This window comes from Nonomuraea sp. NPDC049624 (genome assembly GCF_040675255.1).
Taxonomy (GTDB): domain Bacteria; phylum Actinomycetota; class Actinomycetes; order Streptosporangiales; family Streptosporangiaceae; genus Nonomuraea.
The window spans coordinates 819,692-844,889 of record NZ_JBFAOR010000001.1 but is presented as its reverse complement, the minus strand read 5'-3'; the positions used below and the strand labels follow the sequence as shown (position 1 = coordinate 844,889).

At 69.6% G+C, this 25,198-nt stretch carries 21 protein-coding genes; 14 read left to right on the top strand and 7 right to left on the bottom strand.

What is annotated here, in order from left to right; genetic code table 11:
• Positions 1-19: 19 nt before the first annotated feature.
• The 4 genes from AB0J76_RS04515 to AB0J76_RS04500 form a co-directional block, all read right to left on the bottom strand.
• On the bottom strand, positions 20-1,084 hold the full coding sequence (locus AB0J76_RS04515) for a mannosyltransferase family protein (protein WP_352322945.1): 1,065 nt from the start codon (positions 1,082-1,084) through the stop codon (positions 20-22).
• Positions 1,081-2,397: a glycosyltransferase 87 family protein gene (locus AB0J76_RS04510; protein WP_352322946.1), complete on the bottom strand. Its 1,317-nt coding sequence runs from the start codon at positions 2,395-2,397 to the stop codon at positions 1,081-1,083. Before AB0J76_RS04510 ends, AB0J76_RS04515 begins: the two co-directional genes overlap by 4 nt.
• Entirely contained in the window at positions 2,394-4,868 is a 2,475-nt protein-coding gene (locus tag AB0J76_RS04505) for a transglycosylase domain-containing protein (RefSeq protein ID WP_352322947.1), read from the bottom strand. The genes AB0J76_RS04510 and AB0J76_RS04505 overlap by 4 nt, the downstream gene beginning before the upstream one ends.
• Before the next feature lie 231 nt (positions 4,869-5,099).
• Positions 5,100-5,486, bottom strand: a complete 387-nt coding sequence (locus tag AB0J76_RS04500; RefSeq protein WP_352322948.1) for a DUF5318 family protein — start codon at positions 5,484-5,486, stop codon at positions 5,100-5,102.
• A gap of 133 nt (positions 5,487-5,619) precedes the next feature.
• On the opposite strand from AB0J76_RS04500, the gene AB0J76_RS04495 reads away from it, so the two are divergent.
• Together AB0J76_RS04495 and AB0J76_RS04490 are read left to right on the top strand one after the other, a co-directional pair.
• Positions 5,620-6,204, top strand: coding sequence for a PadR family transcriptional regulator (locus AB0J76_RS04495; protein ID WP_352322949.1), 585 nt, complete (start codon positions 5,620-5,622; stop codon positions 6,202-6,204).
• A 13-nt stretch (positions 6,205-6,217) separates the two neighbouring features.
• Positions 6,218-7,297 carry an inositol-3-phosphate synthase gene (locus AB0J76_RS04490; RefSeq protein WP_352322950.1) on the top strand — a complete coding sequence of 360 codons (1,080 nt, stop codon included), beginning with the start codon at positions 6,218-6,220 and terminating at the stop codon, positions 7,295-7,297.
• A gap of 26 nt (positions 7,298-7,323) precedes the next feature.
• Here AB0J76_RS04490 and idi read toward each other — a convergent pair whose 3' ends face one another.
• Positions 7,324-7,908: an isopentenyl-diphosphate Delta-isomerase gene (idi, locus tag AB0J76_RS04485; protein ID WP_352322951.1), complete on the bottom strand. Its 585-nt coding sequence runs from the start codon at positions 7,906-7,908 to the stop codon at positions 7,324-7,326.
• Between the two features lie 94 nt (positions 7,909-8,002).
• Between idi and AB0J76_RS04480 the strand changes: the two genes are divergently transcribed.
• On the top strand, positions 8,003-9,292 hold the full coding sequence (locus AB0J76_RS04480) for an MFS transporter (RefSeq protein WP_352322952.1): 1,290 nt from the start codon (positions 8,003-8,005) through the stop codon (positions 9,290-9,292).
• Here AB0J76_RS04480 and AB0J76_RS04475 read toward each other — a convergent pair.
• Positions 9,272-10,696 (bottom strand): CCA tRNA nucleotidyltransferase, encoded by a 1,425-nt coding sequence (locus tag AB0J76_RS04475; protein ID WP_352322953.1) that lies wholly within the window; start codon positions 10,694-10,696, stop codon positions 9,272-9,274. The genes AB0J76_RS04480 and AB0J76_RS04475 overlap by 21 nt on opposite strands.
• Before the next feature lie 100 nt (positions 10,697-10,796).
• Here AB0J76_RS04475 and AB0J76_RS04470 point away from each other — a divergent pair, with 100 nt between their 5' ends.
• From AB0J76_RS04470 to trxA, 8 genes are all read left to right on the top strand, one after another.
• Positions 10,797-11,351 (top strand): YbaK/EbsC family protein, encoded by a 555-nt coding sequence (locus tag AB0J76_RS04470; RefSeq protein ID WP_352322954.1) that lies wholly within the window; start codon positions 10,797-10,799, stop codon positions 11,349-11,351.
• Between the two features lie 44 nt (positions 11,352-11,395).
• Positions 11,396-13,507, top strand: coding sequence for a DUF6049 family protein (locus AB0J76_RS04465; protein ID WP_352322955.1), 2,112 nt, complete (start codon positions 11,396-11,398; stop codon positions 13,505-13,507).
• On the top strand, positions 13,504-15,108 hold the full coding sequence (murJ, locus tag AB0J76_RS04460) for a murein biosynthesis integral membrane protein MurJ (protein WP_352322956.1): 1,605 nt from the start codon (positions 13,504-13,506) through the stop codon (positions 15,106-15,108). The genes AB0J76_RS04465 and murJ overlap by 4 nt, the downstream gene beginning before the upstream one ends.
• Positions 15,109-15,338: 230 nt before the next feature.
• Positions 15,339-16,856 (top strand): protein kinase family protein, encoded by a 1,518-nt coding sequence (locus tag AB0J76_RS04455; protein ID WP_352322957.1) that lies wholly within the window; start codon positions 15,339-15,341, stop codon positions 16,854-16,856.
• Between the two features lie 16 nt (positions 16,857-16,872).
• Entirely contained in the window at positions 16,873-17,508 is a 636-nt protein-coding gene (sigM, locus tag AB0J76_RS04450) for an RNA polymerase sigma factor SigM (protein WP_352322958.1), read from the top strand.
• On the top strand, positions 17,498-18,370 hold the full coding sequence (locus tag AB0J76_RS04445; RefSeq protein ID WP_352322959.1) for a zf-HC2 domain-containing protein: 873 nt from the start codon (positions 17,498-17,500) through the stop codon (positions 18,368-18,370). Before sigM ends, AB0J76_RS04445 begins: the two co-directional genes overlap by 11 nt.
• A gap of 124 nt (positions 18,371-18,494) precedes the next feature.
• Positions 18,495-19,427: a thioredoxin-disulfide reductase gene (gene trxB / locus AB0J76_RS04440; protein ID WP_352322960.1), complete on the top strand. Its 933-nt coding sequence runs from the start codon at positions 18,495-18,497 to the stop codon at positions 19,425-19,427.
• A gap of 10 nt (positions 19,428-19,437) precedes the next feature.
• A complete protein-coding gene (trxA, locus tag AB0J76_RS04435) occupies positions 19,438-19,752 on the top strand; it encodes a thioredoxin (RefSeq protein WP_352322961.1) in 315 nt (104 codons plus the stop codon).
• Between the two features lie 77 nt (positions 19,753-19,829).
• On the opposite strand, the gene AB0J76_RS04430 is transcribed toward trxA, so the two are convergent.
• Positions 19,830-20,447: a GNAT family N-acetyltransferase gene (locus tag AB0J76_RS04430; RefSeq protein WP_352322962.1), complete on the bottom strand. Its 618-nt coding sequence runs from the start codon at positions 20,445-20,447 to the stop codon at positions 19,830-19,832.
• Between the two features lie 269 nt (positions 20,448-20,716).
• Between AB0J76_RS04430 and AB0J76_RS04425 the strand changes: the two genes are divergently transcribed.
• From AB0J76_RS04425 to AB0J76_RS04415, 3 genes are all read left to right on the top strand, one after another.
• Positions 20,717-21,949, top strand: coding sequence for a PLP-dependent aminotransferase family protein (locus AB0J76_RS04425; RefSeq protein WP_352322971.1), 1,233 nt, complete (start codon positions 20,717-20,719; stop codon positions 21,947-21,949).
• A gap of 130 nt (positions 21,950-22,079) precedes the next feature.
• On the top strand, positions 22,080-23,036 hold the full coding sequence (locus tag AB0J76_RS04420) for a D-alanine--D-alanine ligase (protein WP_352322963.1): 957 nt from the start codon (positions 22,080-22,082) through the stop codon (positions 23,034-23,036).
• An 818-nt stretch (positions 23,037-23,854) separates the two neighbouring features.
• Positions 23,855-24,901 carry an aminotransferase class V-fold PLP-dependent enzyme gene (locus AB0J76_RS04415; protein ID WP_352322964.1) on the top strand — a complete coding sequence of 349 codons (1,047 nt, stop codon included), beginning with the start codon at positions 23,855-23,857 and terminating at the stop codon, positions 24,899-24,901.
• The last annotated feature ends 297 nt before the right edge of the window (positions 24,902-25,198 follow it).

Sequence of the window (25,198 nt, the reverse complement as noted above, 5' to 3'; positions counted from 1 at the left end):
GAAGAAACGGGTAGAGATTTCAGCCCGCCCAGGCGCCCGTGAGGAAGCGGGCCGCGTTCAGGTACATGAGCGGCCCGCAGATCACCGCGTACAGCACGATCACCCACGGCTTCCTGGTCGCGACCTTGGCGACCAGGACCCACAGCGGGAACCACAGCAGCAGCGAGCGCGGGATGGACAGGTAGTACGCCGAGGTCATCAGCGCCGCCGCCTGCAACCCGCAGTAGACGGCCTCGCTCCACCTGCGCAGCGCCAGCAGCCACACCAGCACGCCCACCGCCAGCACGGCCCCGGCGATCTCCATGCGGAAGGCCACCGCGAAGTCGTCGGTGCCCATGGCCGAGTTCCACGTCGTGCGCCACGCCTCCCAGGGCCAGACGAAGTCGCGTCCCCAGCCGGCCTCCTGCGCGTGCTTCCACGCCAGCCAGTCGCCCGAGCGCCGGTAGTGGTAGAACGAGTACGCCGCCAGCGGAAGGAACGGCACCGCCAGCCAGCCGGCCCGCCGCCACGACTCCCTGCTCCTGACGAACTCCACCGCCAGCGCGACCGCCAGGAACAGCCCGGTGATCCGCACGCACGACGCCCCCGCCGCCAGCAGGACGGCCTGCGGCCAGCGTCCGAGCCGGGCGGCCAGCCAGGCGGGGATCGCGAAGGCCAGGAACAGCGACTCGCTGTAGCCCGCCGCCAGGAACACGGCCATCGGGAACAGCAGCAGCGCCAGCACCGCCATCCAGCCGGTCGCGCCCTCGAACTCGGCCAGCCGGGCCAGCGCGACCATGGCCACCGCCCCGGCGACCAGCGAGATCAGCAGCCCGCAGATCGCCCAGTCGGGCACCACGAGATGCACCGCCCGCAGCACGACCGGCAGGCCGGGGAAGAACGCGGGCAGGCCGTCGTCGCGTGGTTTGCCCGGCTCGCCGTCGTACCCGTACTGGGCGATGGTGAGGAACAGGCCGGCGTCCCATTGGCGCCACTTGCCGGCGTACTCGGCCAGGGTCAGGCCGAGCAGCGTCGACAGCAGAAGCCCGGCCCGCGATCCGAGCCACAGCAGCAGCGCGTCCCGAGCGGCCGAGCGGGTGATCATCTTGTCTTCAGCACGAACCGGTCGGGGGCGTCGTCGAACACCCCGCCCGCCTGGTCGTCGATGCCGTCCTGGCGCACCACGTCCCGGTCCGGACGCAGGATGTCACGGACGACGAACGCCATCATGATGCCGATGGTGATGACCCGTCCCCAGACGGCGGTGAAGTACGTGTTGTCCCCGATGCCCAGGTCGTCCCTGCTGAGCGGGGGCTGGGCGAGCAGGTAGAGCCAGATCGCCGCGAAGTACCAGACCTCGGCGAGCTGCCACAACGCCAGCGGCTTCCACCTGGGCCTGGCCAGCACCGCGAACGGCACCAGCCACAACACGAACTGCGGCGACCACACCTTGTTCGTCATCATGAACGCGGCCAGGGCGAGGAAGCACAGCTGCGCCAGCCGGGGCCGGCGCGGCGCGGTGAGCGCGAGCACGGCGATGCCCAGGCACAGCGCGGCCAGCGTCACCATGCCGAGCGTGCTGACGTCGGCCTCGCCGAGGATCCCCCAGCCCTTGCGCTGGAAGAACAGCCAGGGCGAGCCCCAGTCGATCCCGCGTTCCTGGGAGAAGACGTAGAACCGGCGCCAGCCGTCCCAGGCGAAGACCATGAAGGGCACGTTCACCACGAGCCAGGCCCCCGCGGCCGACCCCACCGTCACCAGGAACGGCCGCCAGCGCGCGGTCCGCAGCGTGAGCAGGAACAGCGCGCCGAGGAACATCAGCGGGTAGAACTTGGTCGCGATCGCCAGCCCGAGCAGCACGCCCGCGAGCACCTGCCGCCTGCGCGCCCAGGCCAGCAGCATGCCCATCGACAGCGCGCCGGCGACCAGGTCCCAGTTGATGTACGCGGCCAGGATCACGGCCGGCGAGATCGCGTACCACAGCGCGTCCCACCGGCGGGTGGGCCCGGCCACCGCCGCCATCAGCAGGACGCCGGCCACCAGGCAGACGCCGAGCAGCAGGACCGTGAGGTCGTAGAACCGGACGGCCTGCGCGACCTGGTCGAGCTCCAGCTTCCGCGAGATCCAGGCGATGGCCTGCATCACCTCGCCGAGCACCACGGGGTACTCGACCTGCTTGTCGAACGGCACGTCGGCGAAGTACGGGTTCTGGGTCGCGAGCTGCCGGTCGAAGTACAGCGGGTAGATGTCGGTGTAACAGAAGTTCGTGTACGTCTGGACCTGGTCGTTCCACCCGCCGGTGCGGCACGGCAGCCGCACGACGTAGCCGAGGACGGCCCCCAGGGCGGCGATCAGCCCCAGGGGCAGGTACGGCACGGCACGCGCCGCCAGCGGGACGCGTGCCTCGGTCGTGGTCACCACTCCTCGTGCCGGGCGCTCATCTGCGAGCTGCCCGTCGGCCGGGAGTCGGGCGCCCGGCCGCCTCCGCCGCCGCTCAGGATGCCGTGGTCGTCGGCCTCGGGGATGCCGGTGTCCTGCGAGTCGTCGGTGACGTCGCCGCTGTCGTCGTTGCACGGCGCGGCCAGGCAGTTCTGGTCGCCGCCGTCGTCGAAGGGGTTGTCCGCGCCGTCGTCGAACGGGTTCGTGGCGGTCGGCGTCGGCGTCGGCACCGGGCGCTCCACGATGTTCTCCGGCAGGCCGATGTCGGCCTTCTGCGGGAACTGCTCGATCGGCTTGCCCTCGTGGGCGGCGAGCATGAACCGCCGCCAGGTCGCGGTGGGCGGGCCGGCGCCCTCGAAGCCGAGCGAGACCTCCTTGGCCCTGGTGTACGGGTTGTTCGGGCCGTACTTCTTGCTCGGCTTCTTCTCGTCAGGGGTCACGGGACAGTTCGAGTGACGGGGCTGGACGACCGTGCCCTTCTTGGTCACGCACTGCTCGCGGTAGAACCCGACGGCCGTGGAGATCTGCGGGGTGTAACCGACGAACCAGGCTTCCTTCTCGTCGTTGTTGGTGCCGGTCTTGCCGGCCGCGGGCCGGTTGCCGAGGCCCTGGCCGGCGGCGGTGCCGCTCCTCAGCACCTCCTGCATGGCGGTCGTCGCGTCGGCGGCCACCTCCGCGTCGATGACCCTGGTCGAGGTCCGCTGCTCGGGGTAGACGACCTGGCCGTTGAGCTTGACGTCCTGGACCACGTGGTACTTGGTGTACTTGCCGCCGTTGGCGAAGATCGAGTATCCGGCGGCCTGCTCGACCGGCTTCACCAGGGCGCTGCCGATGGCGAACTGGAACTGGTGCTCCTTGACGTCCTGGTCCATGCGCCCCTTGTCGAACCCGGCGTTCTCCACGAGCTCCTTCACCTCGTCGAGCTTCCTGGGCAGCTTGTACGCCATCGACACGTACGCGGTGTTGACGGACTGGGCCGTGGCCTTCACCACGTCGACGGCCTGGCCGACGTTGTGGCTGTTGCGGAAACCGCCGTTCTGCTGGCCGGGGATGACCTTCGGCACGGTCTGGTTGCCCGGCACGTAGCTCTTGAGCGAGTAACCGGCCTGCAGCCAGGCCGCCAGCACGTACGGCTTGAACGCCGACGCGGCCTGCTTGTTGGCGTCGAAGGGCTCGTTGAACGGGTCGGTGAGGAAGTTCGAGCCGCCGTAGAAGGCCAGGACGCGGCCGTTCCGCGGATCGACGGCCGCCAGCCCGGCGTGGTACTCCTTCGACCTGGTCGCCAGCTCGGTCTCCACCGCCGTCTTGGCGGCCTTCATGAGCTTCTCGTCGAAGGTCGAGGTGATCTGGTAGCCGCCGCTCCTGACCATGTCAGGGGTGAGCTTGCGCTGCTTCAGCTCCTCCAGCACCTGCGTGATCATGTAGCCGCGCAGGCCCGCGTAGACCTCTTTGGTGTCGCCCTTGTAGACCTTGGGGAACTTGGCCTTCGCCGGCAGGTCGCCGTACTTGTCGGGCCACTGCTCGGCCATGTACTTGATGGTGGTGCTCCACCGTTCGCGCAGGCCGGGGTCGTCGGGGCCCCAGCTCGGGCGCTGGATGCGGGCGGCCAGGTAGGCGCCCTGCTCGGGGGTCAGGTCCTTGGCGTGCACGTTCTTGCCGAAGTACGCCTGCGAGGCGGCCTCGACGCCGTAGGCGAGGCCGAAGTTCACGGTGTTGAGGTAGCGGGCGAGGATCTCTTCCTTGCTCAGCGACTGGTTGAGCTTGACCGCGACGAAGATCTCCTTGAGCTTGCGCTTGACGGAGACCTCCTGGCTGAGGCCGTCGTAGTAGCCGCGGGCCATCTGCTGGGTGATGGTCGAGGCACCCTGGAGCTGCTGGCCGGTGGCGGTCATCCACACCGAACGGGCCATGCCCGAGATGGAGACGCCGGAGTCCTCGTAGAACGTCTTGTTCTCGATGGCGACCGTGGCGTCCTTGACGGTCTGGGCCATCTTGTCGATGGTGACGGTCTGCCGGGGCACGCCGAGCTTGGCCAGGACCTTGCCGTTGCGGTAGTAGAGCGTGCTCTGCTGCGCCACCGCCGACGCCTGCGTGCCCTCGGGCACCGGCGTGAGGTTGTACGCGACCATGATCATGCCGAAGATGCCGGCCGCCAGCACGACGACGCTGGCCACGACGATCTTCCAGCTCGGCACGAACCGGCGCCAGCCGCCGCGCTTCCCGTCGGGCCGGCCGGGCGGGCCCGGCGGCTCGGGCGGCTCGCCCTGCCCGCTCGCCCTGCGCGAACGCCTGGGCGGCGCGTCGCTGACCATCGTCTCCTGGTTGCTCAGCGAACGCGTGTCCTGCCGGGCCCGGGAGCGGCCGCGCGGCGCCGGCTCCTCGCGCCCCTGGGGCGCCCCGCGCTGGGGCTGCGGCCCGGAGGCGGGGTCGCCGTACGGCTGCGCGGACATCGCGCCCGTCTGCTCATAAGCGGCTTCAGGACGACGCTGCTGCTGCGAAGCACCCCAATCGGAATCGCCGGTTTGGGGAGGAGAACCTGGGGGCACAGAACGGGATGAGTTGGAGCGACGGCGCCTTCCCGGGCGGGCCGTCCCCTCATTCATGCTGTTACTCACACGTCCTCGCATCGTCGTCGGATAAAAACGGCGTATGGGCGTGAGGTGACTCGCCGCCCTCGGTGTTCACGGTTGGCCGACGAGGTCTGGCGGTCCGTTGCCGAGGACGAACGAGACCGTCAGGTGGTTCCAGGAACAACCTTGGCAGACCTCGACGACGTACACCCGGAACTCATCGTAATCATGGGCCATTTCGACAAGCTCTGACGTGGCCTTTGCCTGACCGGCATGCCGCCCCAGCGAATCGCCGAAGACATAGGTCACGTTGGTGACGTTCTCCCTCTCGCACACCGGGCAGAGACGTTCGGTCGGCTCGCCGAACACGCGGGCCGCGCGAAGGAGGTACGGCTGTGCGTCACAGAGGTCCCCGCGCGAGGCACGGCCCACCTCCAGGGAACGGACCGCTGCCCGCTTGGCGAGGCCGTAGTCCACCACCCTCCGCTGTGACCACATGAGCGCCAGACTACGGCGTTTTACCGATTCATCCCAACGGCTTGGCAAATCCTTTGATTGCGGCCTTATAGCGAATCGACGTATCCTCTGGATGTATCGACTCGATACATCGACGCGAGAGGGGGCGGTTCCAGTGGCTAGCGGACAAGGCAGAGTTCTGGAGCTAGCCGTGCTCGGGTCGCTGCACGAACAGCCGCTGCACGGCTATGAGCTGCGCAAACGGCTCAACGCCCTGCTGGGCATGTTCCGTGCGTTCTCCTATGGATCGCTGTACCCCTGTCTGCGATCACTTCTGGCCCAGGGCCTCATCGTGGAGGAGCAGCCCGCTCCCGCCACGATCGTCGGCGGCCGGTCGAAAATCGTCTACAAGCTCACCGCGGAGGGCAAGGAACGCCTCCAGGAGCTGCTGACCCAGGCCGGCCCGTCAGCCTGGGAGGACGAGAGCTTCGGTGTGCACTTCGCCTTCTTCAGGCACACGGAGGCCGAGGTGCGCCTGCGCATCCTCGAAGGCCGCCGCAGCCGCCTGGAGGAGCGCCTCGACAGCGTGCGCACGGCGCTGGCCCGTACCAGGGAGCGGCTCGACAGCTACACGCTGGAGCTGCAGCGCCATGGGCTCGAGTCGGTCGAACGCGAGGTGCGTTGGCTGAACGAGCTGATCGCCACGGAGCGGCGGGCCTCGGAAGGGCCCGAGAGAGATACCACGTCAACTGATGAGTAAGGGAGCGAGTGCGATGGGTTCGGTTCGCGTGGCCATTGTCGGTGTCGGCAACTGCGCGTCTTCGCTGGTCCAGGGCGTCCACTACTACAAGGATGCGGACCCGGCCGCGCGAGTGCCGGGCCTGATGCACGTGAAGTTCGGTGACTACCACGTGGGTGACGTCGAGTTCGTCGCCGCCTTCGACGTGGACGCCAAGAAGGTCGGCCGCGACCTGTCCGAGGCGATCGTCGCCAGCGAGAACAACACCGTGAAGATCACCGATGTGCCGCCGACGGGGGTGACCGTGCTGCGCGGCCACACCTTCGACGGTCTGGGCGAGTTCTACCGCGAGATCATCGAGGAGTCCGACGAGGAACCCGTCGACGTGGTCAAGGTGCTCCGCGACAACCAGGTCGACGTGCTGGTGTCGTACCTGCCGGTGGGCTCGGAGGAGGCCGACCGTTTCTACGCGCAGTGCGCCATCGACGCCAAGGTGGCGTTCGTCAACGCGCTGCCGGTCTTCATCGCCTCCGACCCCGAGTGGGCCGAGAAGTTCACCGAGGCCGGCGTGCCGATCGTCGGCGACGACATCAAGTCGCAGGTCGGCGCCACCATCACGCACCGCGTGCTGGCCAAGCTGTTCGAGGACCGCGGCGTCGAGCTGCTGCGCACGTACCAGCTCAACTTCGGCGGCAACATGGACTTCATGAACATGCTGGAGCGCAGCCGGCTCCAGTCGAAGAAGATCTCCAAGACGCAGTCGGTCACCTCGCAGATCCCGCACGAGATGGGCAAGGCCGACGTGCACATCGGCCCGTCGGACCACGTGCCGTGGCTCGACGACCGCAAGTGGGCGTACGTGCGCCTGGAGGGCCGCTCGTTCGGCGACACCCCGCTGAACCTGGAGTACAAGCTGGAGGTCTGGGACTCCCCCAACTCGGCCGGCATCATCATCGACGCCGTGCGCGCGGCCAAGATCGCTCTTGACCGGGGCATCGGCGGCCCGATCCTGTCGGCGTCGTCGTACTTCATGAAGTCGCCGCCGGAGCAGTACTCCGACGACGAGGCCCGCGAGTACGTCGAGAAGTTCATCAGGGGCGAGGTCGAGCGCTGACCTGTGGGCCCCTCGCGGCCGCGGCTTCAGCCGCGCGCGGCGGGGGGCAGTTCGTCGTCGGAGGCGGGAGACCAGCTCATCGGGTCGGCGCCCAGCTCGCTGAGCAGCGGCACCTGTTCCCTGCACCACGGTGAGATCGCCAGCAGACCGCTGCGCACGCCTTCGGCGAACTCCTTCCACGGCATCCAGCGCACCTCGCCCACCTCGTCGGGGTTGGGCGCCACCGGGGCGTCGACCGTGACGCGGTAGACCGGGCACAGCTCGTGCTCGACGATGCCGTTGCCCATGACGGCGCGGTAGGAGAAGCCGGGCAGCATGAGATCGGCGCTCCCGGCGTGCAGGCCCAGCTCGTAGGAGAGCCTGCGGATGACCGCGCTGCCGAGCGCCTCGCCCGGCAGCGGGTGGCCGCAGCAGCTGTTGGTCCAGACGTCGGGCCAGGTGATCTTGTGGCTGGCCCGCCTGGTGAGCAGCACGCGGCCTTCCGGGTCGAAGACGTAGCTGGAGAAGGCTAGATGGAGCGGGGTCTCCCGGCCGTGCACCGACGTCTTGGGCGCGGTGCCGAGCGCGCGCCCCTCGCGGTCGACCAGCACAACGTGTTCCTCGGTCGTCACGCTATGAAGCGTACGAGATCGTCATGCGCGTTCGGAACCCGCCCGGCCACCTCGGCGCATCCTATGCCGCGGTGCGCCCGGCTAGGCTGACGGGGTGTCATTCGTCGCCGATCTCCGCGTCGTCCTCCAAGGCCGTGACTTCCGACGGCTGTTCGGCACGCGGCTGGTCTCCCAGTTCTCCGACGGGATCTTCCAGTTCGGCGTCACGAACTTCGCCTTCTTCAGCCCCGAGAAGCAGACGACGGCCCTGGCGGTGGCCGCCGGCCTGGCCGTGCTGTTCCTGCCGTACAGCGTGCTCGGGCCGTTCGTCGGGGTGTTCATCGACCGGTGGTCGCGGCGGCAGATCCTGGTCACAGCGCCGTTCGTGCGCGGTGGGCTGCTGCTGGTCGCGGCGGCGCTGGTCGCCTCCGACGCGCCCGATCCCGTCTTCTACGCGGCCGCGCTCGGCGTGCTCGGGGTCAACCGGTTCTTCCTGGCCGCGCTCGGCGCCTCGCTGCCGCACGTGGTGCCGGCCGACCGGCTGATGGCGGCCAACGCGGTGACGCCGACCTGCGGCACCGTGGTCACGTTCGTCGGCGCGGGCGTCGGGTTCCTGCTGCGCGAGGTGTTCGGCGACGGCGACCGGGGCATCGGCCTGCTGCTGGCGGTGTCCGGCGTGATGTTCGGGCTGAGCGCCCTGGTCGCCCGCACGATGGACCGCGCGCTGCTCGGCCCCTCCTACGACCCTCACCAGCCGCAGGCCCGCGAGGCCCTGCGCAACGTGGTCGTGGGCCTGGTCGACGGCGCCCGCCACCTGGCGCGCCACCGCGAAGCGGCGGCGACCATGGGCGCGATGGCCGCCCACCGTTTCCTGTACGGCATGGCCACCGCCCTCGGCATCATCCTCTACCGCTACTACTTCACCGACGGCGACCCCGACGCCGCCCTGCGCGGGATCGGCCTGGTGGTGGCCGCCTCCGGCTTCGGCTACTTCCTGGCGGTGATCATCACCCCGTACGCGACCGAGCGGTTCGGCATCGGCCCCTGGGTGGTCATCGCGCTGTCCTCGGCCGGCGTGCTGGCGGGCGCGCTCGTCCTGCCGTTCCAGACGTGGGGGCTGCCGGTGGCCGGCTTCGTGCTGGGCGTGGCCGGGCAGAGCGTCAAGATCTGCGCCGACACGACCGTCCAGCGCGACGTCGAGGACGCCTATCTCGGCCGCGCCTTCTCGCTCTACGACATGCTCTTCAACGGCATGTACGTGCTGGCCGCCGCGCTCTCGGCGGCGATCCTGCCGCCCAATGGCAAGTCGTACGCGGCCGTCGTGATCATCACGGTCGGCTACCCCCTCGCGGCGCTGGCCTACCGGATGGTCACGACGTCGGCGTCACGCTCCCAGGCCGTTTGACCTCGCCCAGTCGAGCAGCGCCTGGGTGGCCGCCTCCTTGCCGAGCACGCCCTTGTCCAGCCTGAGGTCGAGCAGGAACTTGTAGGCCCGGCCCACCACGGGCCCGGGGCCCACGCCGAGCACGGCCTGGATCTCGTTGCCGTCGAGCTCGGGCCGGATCTTGGCCAGCTCCTCCTCCTCGGCGAGCCGGGCGATGCGCTCTTCGAGCTGGTCGTAGGTGCGCGACAGCGCCGCCGCCTTGCGCTTGTTGCGGGTGGTGCAGTCGGCCCTGGTCAGCTTGTGCAGGCGGTCGAGCAGGTGGCCGGCGTCGCGCACGTAGCGGCGCACGGCGCTGTCGGTCCACTCCCCCGTGCCGTACCCGTGGAAGCGCAGGTGGAGCTCGACCAGGTGGGAGACGTCGGCCACGACGTCCTTGGGGAACCTCAGCTCGGCCATGCGCTTCTTGGTCATCTGCGCGCCGACGACCTCGTGGTGGTGGAACGACACCCGCCCGCCGGCCTCGTGGCGCCGGGTCTTGGGCTTGCCGATGTCGTGCATGAGCGAGGCCCAGCGCAGGATCCGGTCGGGCTTGCCGTCCTCCTCCTGGGCGATGGCCTGGTCGAGGACGGTCAGCGTGTGCTCGTAGACGTCTTTGTGCCGGTGGTGCTCGTCGATCTCCAGGCGCAGCTTGGGCAGCTCGGGCAGCACGTGGGCGGCCAGGCCCGTCTCCACCAGCAGGCGCAGGCCCTCGCGCGGGTTGGCGCCGCAGATCAGCTTGTCGAGCTCGTCGCGGATGCGCTCGGCCGAGACGATCTCGATGCGCTCGGCCATCGCGGTCATCGCCGCCAGAGCGGCCCGGTCGACGCCGAAGCCGAGCTGGGAGGCGAACCGGGCGGCCCGGAGCATGCGCAGCGGGTCGTCGGCGAACGAGCGCTCGGGGGTGCCGGGCGTGCGCAGCCGCTTGGCGCGCAGGTCGTCGAGGCCGCCGTAGGGGTCGACGAACTCGTGTCCGGGCAGGCGCACCGCCATCGCGTTGACCGCGAAGTCGCGCCGCTCCAGGTCGGCCTCCAGCGTCTCGCCGTAGGCGACCTCGGGCTTGCGCGACTTGGGGTCGTAGGACTCGCTCCGGTACGTGGTGATCTCGATCAGCCAGTTGCCCTTGCGCAGGCCGACGGTGCCGAAGTCGATGCCGATCGTCCACACGGAGTCGGCCCAGTCCCGGACGACGTCGAGCACCCTGTGGGGGTTGGCGTCGGTGGTCAGGTCGAGGTCGTTGCCGACGCGGCCCAGCAGGATGTCGCGCACGGGGCCGCCGACGAGGGCCAGCTCGTGGCCGTGGTCGGCGAACAGGCGGCCGAGCTCGTCGGCCACCGGTGCGATCTTGCGGAACAGGTCGTGCATCGCCCGCTGCTGGCTTTCGGTCATTGTTGAGTCGGACAAACCCTGTCGGTCCTTCGATTCCGGAACATATCCCCCGAGCCACATCAGGTCCGGGTTACCTTCGGTCTGGGGACCGTCGGGGGCCATGGAACAGGGCGAGACGGAGGAGGACTTCATGAAGGACGCCCTCGCGATCCACCGCTGGCTCCTCGCACACCAGGTCCATCATGAGATCGTACGCCTTCCGCGCCCCATGACTTGCGCGGAGGAACTGCCGGAGACGGTCTCCGCAGAGCCCGGGCGGTGCGTCGTGGTCACCGTGTTCGACGTCGCCACCAGGATCGGCAGCGAGGTCGTCGTCGCCGTCGTCGCCACCGCGGCGACCCCGCCCCAGCCCGGCGTCGTCGGGGGCCTGCTGGGCGCCCGCCAGGTGCGGCCGGCGCCGGCCTTCCTGGTCAACTCGGCCACCGACTACACCGACGGGCTCGTCTGCCCGCTGCTGCTGCCGGAGACGCTGCCGGTGCTCATCGACGACCGGCTCGTCGCCGACGACATGGCGGTCTTCACCGCCACCGGCGAACGGCACACCGCGCTCTGTCTTCGTGCGCTCGACCTGCTGAATCTCCTCACCGGCAAGACCGTCGACCTGCGTACGCCCCGACCGCGGGGAACACGCGAGGCGGTCGCGCCGCGGCACTGAACCCGTACCATTGCGGGCGTGCGCCGTCGTACCCCAGCTCTGGCATGCGTGTGATCCGTAAGGTCGCGCTGCTCGCCGTGATGTCCGTCGCGTCGCTCGCCCCCATGGTGGCGGCGGCGCCGAACTCTGCTGCCACGGTGGAGGCGGCGCGCGAGTCGCTCTCGGTCTCCATCACCTCGATCACGCCGCAGGTGACGAGCAGCCCGACCGACGAGATCAAGTTCACCGGCACGGTCCGCAACGACACCGGAACCGCGCTCGGCCCCCTCCGTGTACGCCTGCGCTACACGAGCGAACGTTTCTACGACCGCGCCTCCATGGCGGCGTACCAGATCGACCAGAACAACGCCACGCTGCCCGCGAACGTCTCCCGCACCTCGGCCATGGACATCCCGGCCCTGGCCGTCGGCGGGCAGGCCACCTGGACGTTCACGGCGACCCCGATCCAGCTCGGCTACCGCGCGTTCGGCGTCTACCGGATCGCCGTCGACGTCTCCCAGAACGAAGTGCCGATCTCGGCGCAGCGCACGTTCCTCACCTATGCCCCGCCCACCACGCCGAAGCTGCCGCGCAACAAGCTGGCCGTCGCCCTGCCCGTCATCGACCAGCCCCACCGGGGCTACGACGAGACGTTGTTCGTCGACGACAAGCTGAGCCAGTCGCTCAGCGGCAAGGGCCGCCTGGCCGACCTGGCCCGCATCGCGCAGACGGCGCCCAAGGAGGTCACCTGGTTCGTCGAGCCGTCGCTGCTCGACGACCTGAAGGCGATGACCAAGGGCTACCACGTCAAGACGAAGGACGCCACCGACGGCAAGCCGGCCAACGACACCGCCGGCACCTGGCTGTCCACCATGAGCACGGCGCTGGCCGACTCCCCCGTCATCGCCACCCCCTACGGCGACCCCGACGTGGCGGCGCTGGCCCATCAGGGGCTCGACGCGCAGCCCGGCCGGGCGATCGAGCTCGGCGGCCAGACCGCCAGGGCGCTGCTCAACCGCAACGCGCAGACCTCGATCAACTGGCCGCCCGCGGGCGTGCTCGACGCCGACGCGCTCGACCTGCTCGCGGTCAGCCCCGGCAAGGTCACCACCGTCCTGCTCAACTCCACCAACCTGCCGCCGCAGCCGCCCGTCGCCCACACGCCCGACGCCGTCGCCACCCTCGACAGCGTCGCCGGGCCGGTCAAGGCGCTGGTCGCCGACGCCGAGCTGAGCCGGCTGTTCGAGCCGACCGCGCCCACGACGGTCCTGCTCAGCACGCAGCGCTTCATCGCCGAGACCGCGATGATCGCCGCCGAGACCGGGCAGGTCGAGCCGCGGTCGCTGGTCGTCGCGCCGTCGCGCCGCTGGGACCCCAACCCGACGCTGGTCACCAGCCTGCTGAAGACCGCGCGCAAGCTGCCGTGGCTCTCGATGACCACCCTCGACTCGATCAAGCCGAGCAAGGCGGCCACGCCACGGGCCGGGCTCACCTACACCGAGCAGGACCGCAAGGAGGAGCTGAGCGCCAAGTACCTGGCCCCCGTCAAGGAGGTGGCCACGCAGGCGCAGCTCACCGCCTCCGTCACCGCCTCGGTCGCCGGGACCAAGGCGCCCTCGGCCTTCGACGCCGCGGTGCTCAGGCTCACCTCGTCGGCCTGGCGCAACAACACCCGAGCCGGCCGCGCGGTGACCAAGCTCGTCGGCACGGCCGTGGACGAGCGCATCGACAAGATCCAGATCACCGACGCGCCGCGCACGCTCGCCGGCAGCAACGGCGTGGTGCCCATCAGCGTGAAGAACTCGCTGGACCAGCCCGTCACCCTGCACATCGACGTCAGGTCCAACGACCGCGGGCGGCTGCAGATCGAGGAGCCCGTGTCGGAGGAGCCGCTGGTGATCGGCGGCAACCAGAGCGGCACGCTGCAGGTGAAGATGACCGCCACCACCAGCGGCGACGCCACCGTCACCGTGCAACTGCGCACGATCGACGGCCTGCCCTACGGCAAGCCGGAGCGACTGACCATCCGCACCACCGGCTACACCGGCATCGCCCTGGTCATCGTGGGCGCCGCGCTGACGGTGATGCTCGCCGCCGTCGTGACGCGGATCCTGCGCCGCCGGTCGGAGCGACGGCTCGCGCGAGCGGGCAGATCCCGGGAGAGTGAGACCGTATGAGCCGCATGCTGCGGGCCAGCGCCATCATGGCGGCGGGCACGATGGTGTCCAGGGTCACCGGGTTCGCCCGCACGATGGTGCTGGCCTACGCCATCGGCACCGCGGCGCTGGGCGACTCCTACAACGCGGCCTACGCGATCCCGTACAGCATCCTCGACCTGCTGCTGCTCGGCGTGCTGAGCAGCGTCGTGGTGCCGATGATCGTCCGGGCGCAGCAGCACGACGCCGACGGCGGCCGGGCCTACGAGCAGCGCCTGCTGACGCTGGCCACCGCCGTGCTGGTCGTGGTGGCCGCGCTGGCCGTGCTGGGCGCGCCGCTGCTCATCGACCTCTACACCGACTGGGACCGCGGCAGCATCAAGTTCGAGACCGGGGTCATGCTGGCCCGGTTCATCCTGCCGCAGCTCGCCTTCTTCGGCATCGGCGCGGTCGCCGGCGCCATCCTGAACACCCGCGACCGCTACGGCGCTCCGATGTGGGCGCCGGTGCTCAACAACCTGGTCGTCATCTGCGTGTTCGTGGCCTACGCCGTGGTCGGCAGCGGGTCCGACATCGAGGCGGTCACCACCGGCGACCTCGCGCTGCTCGGTCTCGGCACCACGGCGGGCATCGTCGCCCAGGCGGTGGTGCTGATCGTCGCGCTGAAGCGGGTGGGGTTCTCGTTCACCCCGCGCTTCGACGTGCGCAACGCCCGGCTGGGCGAGATGGGCAGGGCCGGGGTCTGGACCATCGGCTACGTGGTGGTCACCCAGCTCGGGTTCATGCTGACGACCAACCTGGCCAGCTCGGCGGGCAACGAGGTGGCCGGCCACGGCATCAGCCCGTACACGCTGGCGTTCCAGCTCTTCCAGCTGCCGTACGGGATCATCGGGGTGTCGGTGATCACGGCGATGCTGCCCCGGATGAGCCGGGCGGTGGGCGAGGGCCGGCTCGACGACGTGCGCAGCGAGTTCGGGTCGAGCGTGCGGCTGATCTGCTCGCTCATGGTGCCGGTCTCGCTGCTGCTGATGGTGCTCGGCCCGGCGGTCACCGTGCCGATCTACGGCCACGGGGCCAACAGCGTCGCCGACGCCGTCTACATCGGGAACGTGCTGCAGGTCTACGGCCTGGCGCTGGTGCCGTTCGCGGTGTTCCAGCTCCTGCTGCGGGTGTTCTACAGCTTCGGCGACACCCGTACGCCGGTGTTCGTGGGGGCCGGCACGACCGCGGTCAACGCGCTGCTCATGGTGATCTTCTTCGTGCTGCTGCCCGCCCGTTACGCGGTGATGGGCCTGGCGCTGGCGTACGCCGTCGCGTACGGGCTGGGCGCGGTCCTGGCCTGGACGCTGGCCAGCCGCCGCGTCCAGGGCCTGGGCGGCTGGACCATCGGCACGGCGCTGACCAGGATGTACCTGGCGTCGCTGCCCACTGCCCTGCTGGGGCTGCTCACCGTCTGGGTGGTCACTCAGCTGTTCGGTGGTCTGGGTTTCGTCAACTCGCTGATTGTCCTGGCCGTGGGTGGTGGGCTGGGACTGTTGCTCTATCTCGCCGTCGCCCACAGGATGCGCATAGCGGAGGTCAACTCACTCGTTGGTATGGTCGCCAGACGCGTAGGTCGGTAGTAATTGGGAAATCCGGCATATGGACGGACTTGACCACGACGGCTGACGAGTTTCCCGTTGGCAAAGAACGCGGGGGGAATCGACTCGGCACTACCATGGTGCCCGACACGCGCGAATGGAAGCAGGAGGGGCGTGGGCGGATCCACCCGGCATAGCGTGCCTACGTGGGACACCACCACGCAGGTGAGTCGAGTCATGAGCACGCCCGATCGGCCTAGCGGAGAGAGCCTGTGAGCACGTCGGCCGTGGAACCCGGCACCCGACTGGCCGAGCGCTTCCGGCTGGAGGACCGCGTCAGCGAGTCCGACGGCGCGACCCTGTGGAAGGCGATCGACGAGATCCTCGCCCGCCCGGTGGCGGTGCACACGTTTGGCCCCGACTTCCCGCGCGTGCACGAGGTCGTCACCGCCGCCCGTGCGGCGAGCCGGCTCACCGACCCGCGCCTGACGCAGGTGTTCGACGCGGCCGAGGACGACAAGCACTCCTACGTGGTCAGCGAGTGGGTCACCGGCGAGTCGCTGACCGACCTGCTCGCCGCCGGCCCGCTGGAGCCGGAACGCGCGGCCGGCCTGGTGGCCGAGGCCGCCGAGGCGCTGGCGCACGCTCACGAGGCCAAGCTCTACCACCTGTGCCTGCGCCCGTCCCACCTGATCTGGACGACGGGCAACACGGTCAAGGTGCTCGGCGTGGCCGTCGACGCCGCGCTGTCCGGGCTCACCACCGACCAGCCCGCCCTCGACGACGCCGAGGGGCTGGGCAGGCTGCTCTACGCCGGCCTGACCGGCCACTGGCCCGGTGACGAGGAGGAGGGCGGCCTGCCCGCCGCTCCCATGATCGACGGGCACTTCTGCTCGCCGCGGCAGGTCACCGCCGGCGTCCCGAACTATCTGGACACCGTCACCGTCCGCGCCTGCCTTCCCGAGTCGCGCAAGGGGCAGGGCGCGCTGTCGAGCCCGTCGGAGGTCGCCGAGGCGCTGGCCGACGTGGCCCGGCCCATGCCGATCGCCATCTCCTACCCCTCGACGCCGGCGGTCGCCTCCGCCTCCCACACCGAGGGCCTCGACATCGCCCACCGGCAGCAGCGCACGATGCCGCCCCCGCCGCCCGTGCCGCGCCGGCCGCCCAGCCAGGGCGGCGGCAGCGTGCTCAACCGGGTGCTGATGACGCTGGTGGTGCTGCTCGTCATCGCCGCCGTGGGCGTCGGCGCCTGGACGATCGGCCGCAGCCTCGGCAGCCCCGCCACCCCGGAGGCGTCGGTCAGCCCGACCACCGGCAAGTCCTCCGCCTCGGCCTCGGTCCAGGCCGTCAAGGCCGACAAGGCCAAGGGCTTCGACCCGCTCGGCGACGACGGCGACGAGAAGTCCGACATCGCCGAGCTGGCCATCGACGGCAAGCCCAGCACGGCCTGGACGACCCAGAGCTACGGCAACGCCGAGCTGGGAAACCTCAAGAAGGGCGTCGGCCTGCTGCTCGACATGGGCAAGTCCATGCAGATCAGCGACGTGGTGGCTACGCTGGGCAAGGCCGACGGCGCGAGCGTCGAGCTCAAGGTCGGCGACTCCCCCGAGCTCGGCTCGCTCAAGACCGTGGCGACCCAGAAGAGCGCCTCGGGCAAGACCACCCTGACCCCCGAGGACTCAGCAAGCGGTCGGTACGTTTTGATCTGGTTTACGCGCGTTCCGGCAGATGCGGGCCAGTTTCGTGGCACCATCTATGAAGTAGTGGTGCATTCTCCCGGATCGGCATAAATCAGGAATCTCTCTTGTGAACTCCCCACCCGAGACACCCTCACCAGCGGAGCGGCCGGCGATCACAGACGCCGAGCTGCTCACCGCGCACATCAACGGGGATCCACACGCGTTCAGCGAGATCGTCAAAAGGCACCGTGACCGCATGTGGGCGGTGGCGCTGCGTACTCTCGGTGACCCTGACGAGGCGGCGGACGCCGTTCAGGACGCGTTCGTCTCCGCATATCGCAAGGCCGCCTCGTTCCGAGGCGAGGCGGCCGTCACCACCTGGCTCCACCGCATCGTCGTCAACGCCTGCCTCGACCGGATGCGGCGCAAGTCCGTCCGTCCGGTGGCCGACGACGAACTGATCGAGGCCGCCGAGCGGGACAGCCCGCTCCCCGACCAGACCGTCGAGCGCGAGGTCTCGATGGAGGTTTCGGCCGCTCTGAAACTGCTGCCCGCCGACCAGCGGGCGGCTCTCGTGCTCGTGGACATGATGGGGTATTCCGTCGAAGACGCAGCTCAGGTGCTTCAGGTGCCCAGCGGCACCGTGAAGAGCAGATGCGCGAGGGGTCGCGCGAAACTTGCCCCAATTCTTTCGCATCTGCGGAACCGTTCGGACCTCAATCGCGTCTCATCCGCGAAGGGAGCAGAACTTCGTGACGGGTGATACGCACTACGATCTTGAGGTCCTAGCCGAGCTGGCAGAGGGTCTCTTGGACGCCGCGACGGCACGCCGGGTCCGCGAGCATCTCGCGGTCTGCGACCCCTGTGGGGAGCTGCTGGCAGACCTGGCGGCGGTTCGCGAGGTGCTCGCGGCGACCCCAACACCGGCCATGCCGATGGGCGTCGCACTGCGCATCGACAAGGCGCTGGCCGCCGAGGCGGAGTCCCGCCGAGGGGGCGTCGACCTCGTGGAGGCACCTGACTGGGACAGGCTCATGCGGGACTCCCCGTGGGAGCAGCCGGCGGCGGAGACGCCCGAGCCGGTACGTCTCGGCGTGGTCTCCGACGACGGCACGATCGTCCCGGCCCGGACCAGGTCGGCACGGCGGCGCAGGTGGGCCATGCCCGCCGTGGCGGCGTCGGCGGCGGCCGCGGTGGTGGTCGGCACGCTGGCGGTCTCCGGCGGGTTGCTGGCCGGCGGGAGCGGGCCGGGCGGTTCGTCCGGGCCCACGGTGGCGCAGCCGGTGACACCGTCGAAGCCCCACCAGCGGGCCAGGGCCTACGCGCTGACCGACAGCAACTACAACTACAGCGACCGGGAGCTGCGCCAGCCGCTGCTCGGGTACTTCGGCGCCGCGCCGGCCCTCGAAGGCCCCACGGACACCGCCAGGGTCGACCGATGCGTCGGCAAGGTGGCGGCCCGTTCGAAGCTGAAGACGTTCGCGGTCGACCAGGGCCAGTACAACGGCCAGGAGGCGCTGATCGTGGCCTCCTGGAAGGACCAGGCCGCCAAGAAGCTGCGCATCGACATCGTCGACCCGTTCAACTGCAAGAACCTGCGCAAGCCCACATTGGGCCGCTGGTAATCGAAAGCCCACGTCAGAGCCCGCTTCGGCGGGCTCTTTCGTTTCGCGGGCAGGGCCGGGAATCAGCGCGGCCTAGGATCTGTTGAGCCCGAAGCAAACAGCAGACGAGGAAGGCGTGGGAGCGTTGAGCGACGTTCGTAACGTGATCATCATTGGGTCGGGCCCTGCGGGCTACACCGCGGCCGTCTACTCCGCGCGCGCCGAACTCAAGCCGCTGGTCTTCGAGGGCTCCGTGACGGCGGGCGGTGCGCTCATGAACACCACCGACGTGGAGAACTTCCCCGGTTTCCCCGACGGCATCATGGGCCCCGACCTGATGGACAACCTGCGCAAGCAGGCCGAGCGCTTCGGCGCCGAGCTGGTGGCCGACGACGTGGTCGAGGTCGACCTGGAGGCCAACCCCAAGGTCGTCAAGACCCACACCGACACCTACTACGCCAAGTCGGTGATCCTGGCCATGGGCTCGGGCTACCGCGAGCTCGGCCTGGAGAACGAGAAGCGCCTGTCCGGCCACGGCGTGTCCTGGTGCGCCACCTGCGACGGCTTCTTCTTCCGCAACAAGGACATCGTGGTCGTGGGCGGCGGCGACACCGCCATGGAGGAGGCGACGTTCCTGACCCGGTTCGGGCGCATGGTGACGGTCGTCCACCGCCGTGACGAGCTGCGCGCCAGCAAGATCATGCAGGAGCGCGCGTTCGCCAACGAGAAGATCCGGTTCGTCTGGGACTCCGAGGTCGTCGACGTGCTCGGCGACACCAAGGTCGAGGCGGTCAAGCTGCGCAACGTCAAGACCGGCGAGGAGTGCGAGCTGGCCACCGACGCGCTGTTCCTGGCCATCGGTCACGACCCGCGCACCGACCTGGTCAAGGGCCAGGTCGAACTCGACGAGGACGGGTACGTCAAGGTCGCCTCGCCCTCGACCGCCACCAACATCGACGGTGTGTTCGCGGCCGGCGACGTCGTCGACCACACCTACCGCCAGGCCATCACCGCGGCCGGCACCGGCTGTGCCGCCTCGCTCGACTCCGAGCGCTGGCTGGCCAACAACGAGAAGTAAGGAGCGCACCGTGAAGGCAGTTACCGACGCCACGTTCGAGACCGAGGTCCTCAAGAGCGACAAGCCCGTGCTGGTCGACTTCTGGGCCGAGTGGTGCGGCCCGTGCCGTCAGGTCGCGCCCATCCTGCAGGAGATCGCGAACGAGCACGGCGACAAGCTCGAGATCGTCAAGCTGAACATCGACGAGAACCCCGAGGTTCCCCGCCAGTACGGCGTGCTCCAGATCCCCACGATGAACGTCTACAAGGGGGGCGAGGTCGTGAAGCAGATCATCGGCGCCAAGCCGAAGGCCATGCTGCTGCGCGAGCTCGACGGCATCATCTAGTCGCCCTCATGTGAGAGCCCCCTGCGGCGATGCCCGCGGGGGGCTTTCGTATGCCCTTCTTCGGCCCCCAAGAGCCGTCAGACGGGACGAAGGGCGCGCTCCGGGCTCATGGACCCCAGAAGGCGTTCGAGGGCCACCTCGACGTCCTCACGCCACGAGATGGCGCTCTTCAGCTCCAAACGCAGGCGCGGAAATCGCAAATGCGGTCGAACCGTCTTAAAACCCACAGAAAGCAAGTATTCAGCAGGAACCACACAACTAGGCTCTTCCCACTTGAGGTCGCCGAACGCCTCGATGGCCTTCACCCCGCGCCGGGTCAGATCCTTCGCCACGCCCTGGATCAGCATCCGGCCCAGCCCGCCGCCCGAGAACTCGGGGATGATGTGGGCCGTCATCAGCAGCACGGCGTCGGCGCTCACCGGCGAGGTGGGGAAGGCCAGCGAACGCGGGCTGTAGAGCGGCGGGCTGTAGAGGACGAACCCGGCCGGAACCCCGTCGACATAGACGATTTTCCCGCAGCTCCCCCATTCCAGCAGCGTGCCCGAGATCCAGGCCTCCTTCTCCAGCCCGGAGTCGCCGGAATGGATGGCACGCTCGCCGCTGACGGGATCGAGCTCCCAGAACACGCACCGCCGGCAGCGGCGAGGCAGATCTTCGAGATTGTCCAGGGTTATGTTGACCAGCCGGCGCGACAACTACGGCCCCTATCGTCGACCCAGAAAAGCGCGCGAAAACCGCGTCCGTTGGTGGCATGGTAGCTCAGTGAAGATGGAGCCAGCGGATACCACGACGGTCGAGCCCGGTCACGAAGGACATGTCCGACTGGCGTAATCTGGTATTTCGGTCCGATATGACACCTAGGAGGTGGGCCGTGACGGAAGAGCTGGATCACGGTCAGACACCCGCGACCCAAGGGTCGCGCATCGACGCCTACGTCGACCGGTATGCCGCGCGAGCTACCGGGATGGTCGCCTCCGAGATCCGAGCTCTCTTCGCCGTCGCGTCGAGACCCGAGGTGGTCTCGCTCGCCGGCGGCATGCCGTACGTCACGGCGCTCCCCCTCGACATGGTCGGCCAGCTGGTCTCCGACCTGGTCACCACGCGCGGCACGGTCGCGCTGCAGTACGGTTCCGGCCAGGGTGACCCGCACCTGCGCGAGCAGATCTGCGAGGTCATGCGGCTGGAGGGGATCGAGGCCGGGGCGAACGACGTCGTCGTCACCGTCGGTTCACAGCAGGCGCTCGACCTGATCACCCGGATCTTCATCGACCCGGGCGACGTCGTGCTCGCCGAAGGCCCCTCGTACGTCGGGGCCCTCGGGACGTTCTCCGCCTACCAGGCCAAAGTGGTCCACATCGCCATGGACGATCAGGGCATCGTGCCCGAATCGCTGGCCCAGACCATCTACGCGCTGGAGACCGCCGGAGCTCCCGTCAAGTTCCTCTACACGATCCCGACCTTCCAGAACCCGGCCGGCGTCACGCTCAACCTGGCCAGGCGGCAGCAGGTGCTCGACATCTGCCAGCGTGCCGGAATCCTCATCATCGAGGACAACCCGTACGGGCTGCTCGGCTTCGACGGCGAGCCCATGCGCGCCCTGCGCGCCGACAACCCCGACGGCGTGGTCTACCTGGGGTCGTTCTCCAAGACGCTCGCCCCCGGCTTCCGCGTCGGCTGGGCGCTCGCGCCGCACGCCATCCGCGACAAGCTGATCCTGGCCATGGAGTCGGCCGTGCTGTCGCACTCGGTGTTCACGCAGCTCGCCGTGGGCCAATACCTGGCCACGCAGCCGTGGCGGGAGCAGATCAAGTCCTTCAAGGAGCTCTACCGCGAGCGGCGCGACTCCATGCTGGACTCCCTGGAGGCCCTCATGCCGCCCGAGGTCACCTGGACCCGGCCGGCCGGCGGCTTCTTCGTCTGGGCGACCCTGCCCGAAGGGCTCGACTCCAAGGCGATCCTGCCGCGGGCCGTGGCCGAGCGGGTGGCGTTCGTGCCCGGCACCGGGTTCTTCTCCGACGGCAGCGGCGCCCGGCACATGCGACTGTCCTACTGCTTCCCCGAGCCCGATCGCATCCGCGAAGGCGTCCGGCGCCTGTCCGGGGTGATCGAGCAGGAGATGCAGCTCCGGGACATGTTCGGCACCGGCTCCGGTCCCGAGCGGGCCGGCGTTGACACGCCGGGGCCCGAACTGGCCTAGCTTTCCTCGGTACGGCCGGCGCTCCCCCGGGGACGGGGACGCCGGCCGTACTCGTGTGCGGGCCTCACCTACACCATTCGCCGCCAGCCGCCGGTACGGTTGGACGCGTACGATCAGCGGAGGAGATGTGATGAGCGATCTGGGCCACGTGCTCGTGCTGGCCGGGGGCCTCTCCTATGAGCGGGAGGTGTCCCTGCGCTCCGGCCGCCGGGTGAGCGAGGTGCTGCGCGCCACGGGCATCGACGTGGAGGCCCGCGACACCGACGCCTCCCTCGTGCCCGCCATCCTGGCCGACCCGCCCGAGGCGGTGTTCGTCACCCTCCACGGCGGCGCGGGCGAGGACGGCGCGATCCGATCCGTGCTCGAACTCCTCGACGTGCCCTACGTCGGCGCCGGTCCCGACGCCTGCCGCGTGGCCTTCGACAAGCCCACCGCCAAGGCCGTCGTACGCTCGGTCGGCCTGCGCACCCCCGAGTCCGTCACCCTCCCCAGGGAGACCTTCCACGACCTCGGCGCCACCGTCGTGCTCGGCCGCATCATCGACCGGCTCGGCCTCCCCCTGTTCGTCAAGCCCGCCCGCGGCGGCTCGGCGCTCGGCGCGTCCATCGTCCGTACGGCCGACGAGCTGCCCGCCGCCATGGTCGGCTGCTTCGCCTACGGCGACACCGCCCTCATCGAGCGGTACGTCGAGGGCGTCGAGGTGTCGGTCTCGGTCGTCGACCTCGGTGAGGGGCCCGTGGCGCTGCCCGCTGTGGAGATCGTCCCCGACGCCGGCGTCTACGACTACGCCGCCCGTTACACCGCCGGGCACACCGAGTTCTTCGCCCCCGCCCGCCTCTCCGCGGCCGCCGCCGAAGCCTGCGCCCGGATGGCCGTGACGGCGCACACGGCGTTGGGGCTGCGGGACATCTCCCGTACCGACCTGATCGTGGACGCGTCCGACGACCCGCACTTCCTTGAGGTGAACGTGGCGCCGGGGATGACGGAGACGTCGCTGCTGCCGATGGCGGCGGAGGCAGCGGGGCGCGACCTCGGCGACCTCTGCCGCACCCTCCTCCAAAACGCCGCCCACCGCCCCCGCCTCTAACCCCTCTCCTCGCCCACTTCTCCCCCTGCGCGTCCGCTCCACCACGCGGAGGCCGTTCTTCGCTACCGCGGTGCTGTTCTTCGCTACCGCGGTGCTGTTCTCCGCCGCCGCGCGGCTGCTGTTCTCCGCCGCCGCGCGGTGATTGTTCTCCGCCATCGCGCGGCTGCTGTTCTTCGCCGCCGCGCGGCTGCTGCCCTCTTGTCGTGCCGCGGGCGCGGCCCGTCGTCCGCGGCACGACAGCCGCCTTATCCGTCAGAAGCCGACCGCTCTCGCCTCCGCCCTGCGGCAGCTACTACTCTCTCGTCCCTGGTGCTGCGCCTCCCGTTATCCCCCACGACAGCTCTCGTCGTCCGCCAGGCAACGAGCGCTCTCCTGCTCCGCGTGGTGCTGTTCCATCCCCCCGAGTGCCGGAACCGCATGCCTCCGACGTCACCGCACTTCCTCTCCCCCACCGGCCGCCTTCCTCTCCGACGCGGCGTCCCTGCCTTTTCTCGATATCGCGACTGACTGCGACCGCTACCCCATGAAGAGCAGCCATGGATTCGCCCACCGGCCCCCCCTTGCCCCCGCGCACCATCCGCTGCCGTACCGCACAGGCGACCGGTCCCAGCCGCACCGCCCCAGAGCTCCCGACGACGGCCAGCGTTTGAAGCATCGGCGCATGCCGCCGGGAGGCACCACCACCACCAACGACAGCAGGAGCACGGTGCCCGCTACGACCGCCTGGTCGCGGCCGGCCACGAGGCAACGGCGAGAACCATCCCCAGCACCCCCGCCCCTCCCGGCCTCAGCATCAGCGCCTTGCATAGCCTTACGGTGTGCCGATCAATCCCGCCCACCCGAAGAGCTTCGCCAGCGACAACCACGCAGGCGTGCACCCCGACATCCTCAACGCCATGACCGCCGCCAACCAGGGAGACGCCCCCGCCTACGGCGACGACACCTGGACCTCAACCTTCGAGCACAAAATCAAGGAAACGTTCGGCCCCGCGGCGGAAGGCTTCGCCGTACTCAACGGAGCCGGCGCCAACATGGTCGGCCTGGCCCTCATGCTCGGACGCTACGACGCCATCCTCTGCGCCGACACCGCCCACATCGCCACCCACGAAACGGGCGCCACGGAACGCCTCCTGGGCGTGAAGCTGCGAACGATCCCCACCCCCCAGGGCAAGCTCCACCCGGACGACATCAAGGCCCACCTCCACCTCATCGGCCAGCACCACGAGCCCCAACCGACGGTCGTCTCCATCTCCCAGGTGACCGAGCTGGGCACCTGCTACTCCCCCACCGAGATCGCCGCCCTGGCCGAAACGGCTCACGCCTCCGGCCTACGCCTCCACGTGGACGGTGCCCGCCTCGCCAACGCCGCCGCCCACCTGAACTGCTCCCTGAAGGCCATCACCACGGACGTCGGCGTGGACGTCTTCAGCTTCGGCGGCACCAAGAACGGCGCCATGGCCGCCGAAGCGGTGGTCGTCCTGGACCCGTCCCTGACGGACGCAGTCCCCTACCTCCGTCGCCAGTCACTGCAGTTGGCCTCCAAGATGCGCTTCGTCTCAGCCCAGCTCTCCGCTCTCCTGACCGACGATCTGTGGCGCCGCAATGCCTCCCACGCCAACCAGATGGCCCTCCGCCTGGCGAACGGCCTCGCGGACATCCCCGGCGTCACCCTCACCCACCCCGTGGAATCCAACGCCGTCTTCGCCACCCTCCCGCACGCCACCTCTCAGGCCCTCCTGCAGAACTACCTCTTCCATTACTGGGACGAGACCGCAGGCACAGTCCGCTGGATGACCGCCTTCGACACCACCGAAGAACACGTGGACGACTTCCTAGCCGCCCTCCACAAGGCAGCCGCCCTCTAACCGCCGACGCCGTTTCACGTGAAACACGGCCTCCCACCACGCTCCCCCGTCGGAGTCCCGCAGGGGTTTCACGTGAAACACACCCACTCACCCATCCATGAGCGGATGCGCGGGACGTGGGGCGCGGGCCGTGGGGCCCGGGCCGTGGGGCGCGGGCGTGGAGGGCCCAACCGCCCACGCCCCGGCCCGCGAAGCGACCGAGGCTCAACAGCGGCCCCTAGCGTCCAAGACCAAACAACACCTCCAGGGCGACCACAGCCACGCCGCTCCGAGGTAACCGGAGCCACCGGGCGGCTG

Excerpts from the sequence above, each read along its gene's own strand:
- AB0J76_RS04475 (WP_352322953.1), bottom strand. The coding sequence starts at position 10,696 with ATGACCGAAAGCCAGCAGCGGGCGATGCACGACCTGTTCCGCAAGATC.
- AB0J76_RS04465 (WP_352322955.1), top strand. The coding sequence starts at position 11,396 with ATGCGTGTGATCCGTAAGGTCGCGCTGCTCGCCGTGATGTCCGTCGCG.
- AB0J76_RS04500 (WP_352322948.1), bottom strand. The coding sequence starts at position 5,486 with ATGTGGTCACAGCGGAGGGTGGTGGACTACGGCCTCGCCAAGCGGGCA.
- AB0J76_RS04515 (WP_352322945.1), bottom strand. The coding sequence starts at position 1,084 with ATGATCACCCGCTCGGCCGCTCGGGACGCGCTGCTGCTGTGGCTCGGA.
- AB0J76_RS04470 (WP_352322954.1), top strand. The coding sequence starts at position 10,797 with ATGGAACAGGGCGAGACGGAGGAGGACTTCATGAAGGACGCCCTCGCG.
- murJ (WP_352322956.1), top strand. The coding sequence starts at position 13,504 with ATGAGCCGCATGCTGCGGGCCAGCGCCATCATGGCGGCGGGCACGATG.
- AB0J76_RS04425 (WP_352322971.1), top strand. The coding sequence starts at position 20,717 with ATGGTCGCCTCCGAGATCCGAGCTCTCTTCGCCGTCGCGTCGAGACCC.
- AB0J76_RS04505 (WP_352322947.1), bottom strand. The coding sequence starts at position 4,868 with ATGTCCGCGCAGCCGTACGGCGACCCCGCCTCCGGGCCGCAGCCCCAG.
- AB0J76_RS04490 (WP_352322950.1), top strand. The coding sequence starts at position 6,218 with ATGGGTTCGGTTCGCGTGGCCATTGTCGGTGTCGGCAACTGCGCGTCT.
- AB0J76_RS04420 (WP_352322963.1), top strand. The coding sequence starts at position 22,080 with ATGAGCGATCTGGGCCACGTGCTCGTGCTGGCCGGGGGCCTCTCCTAT.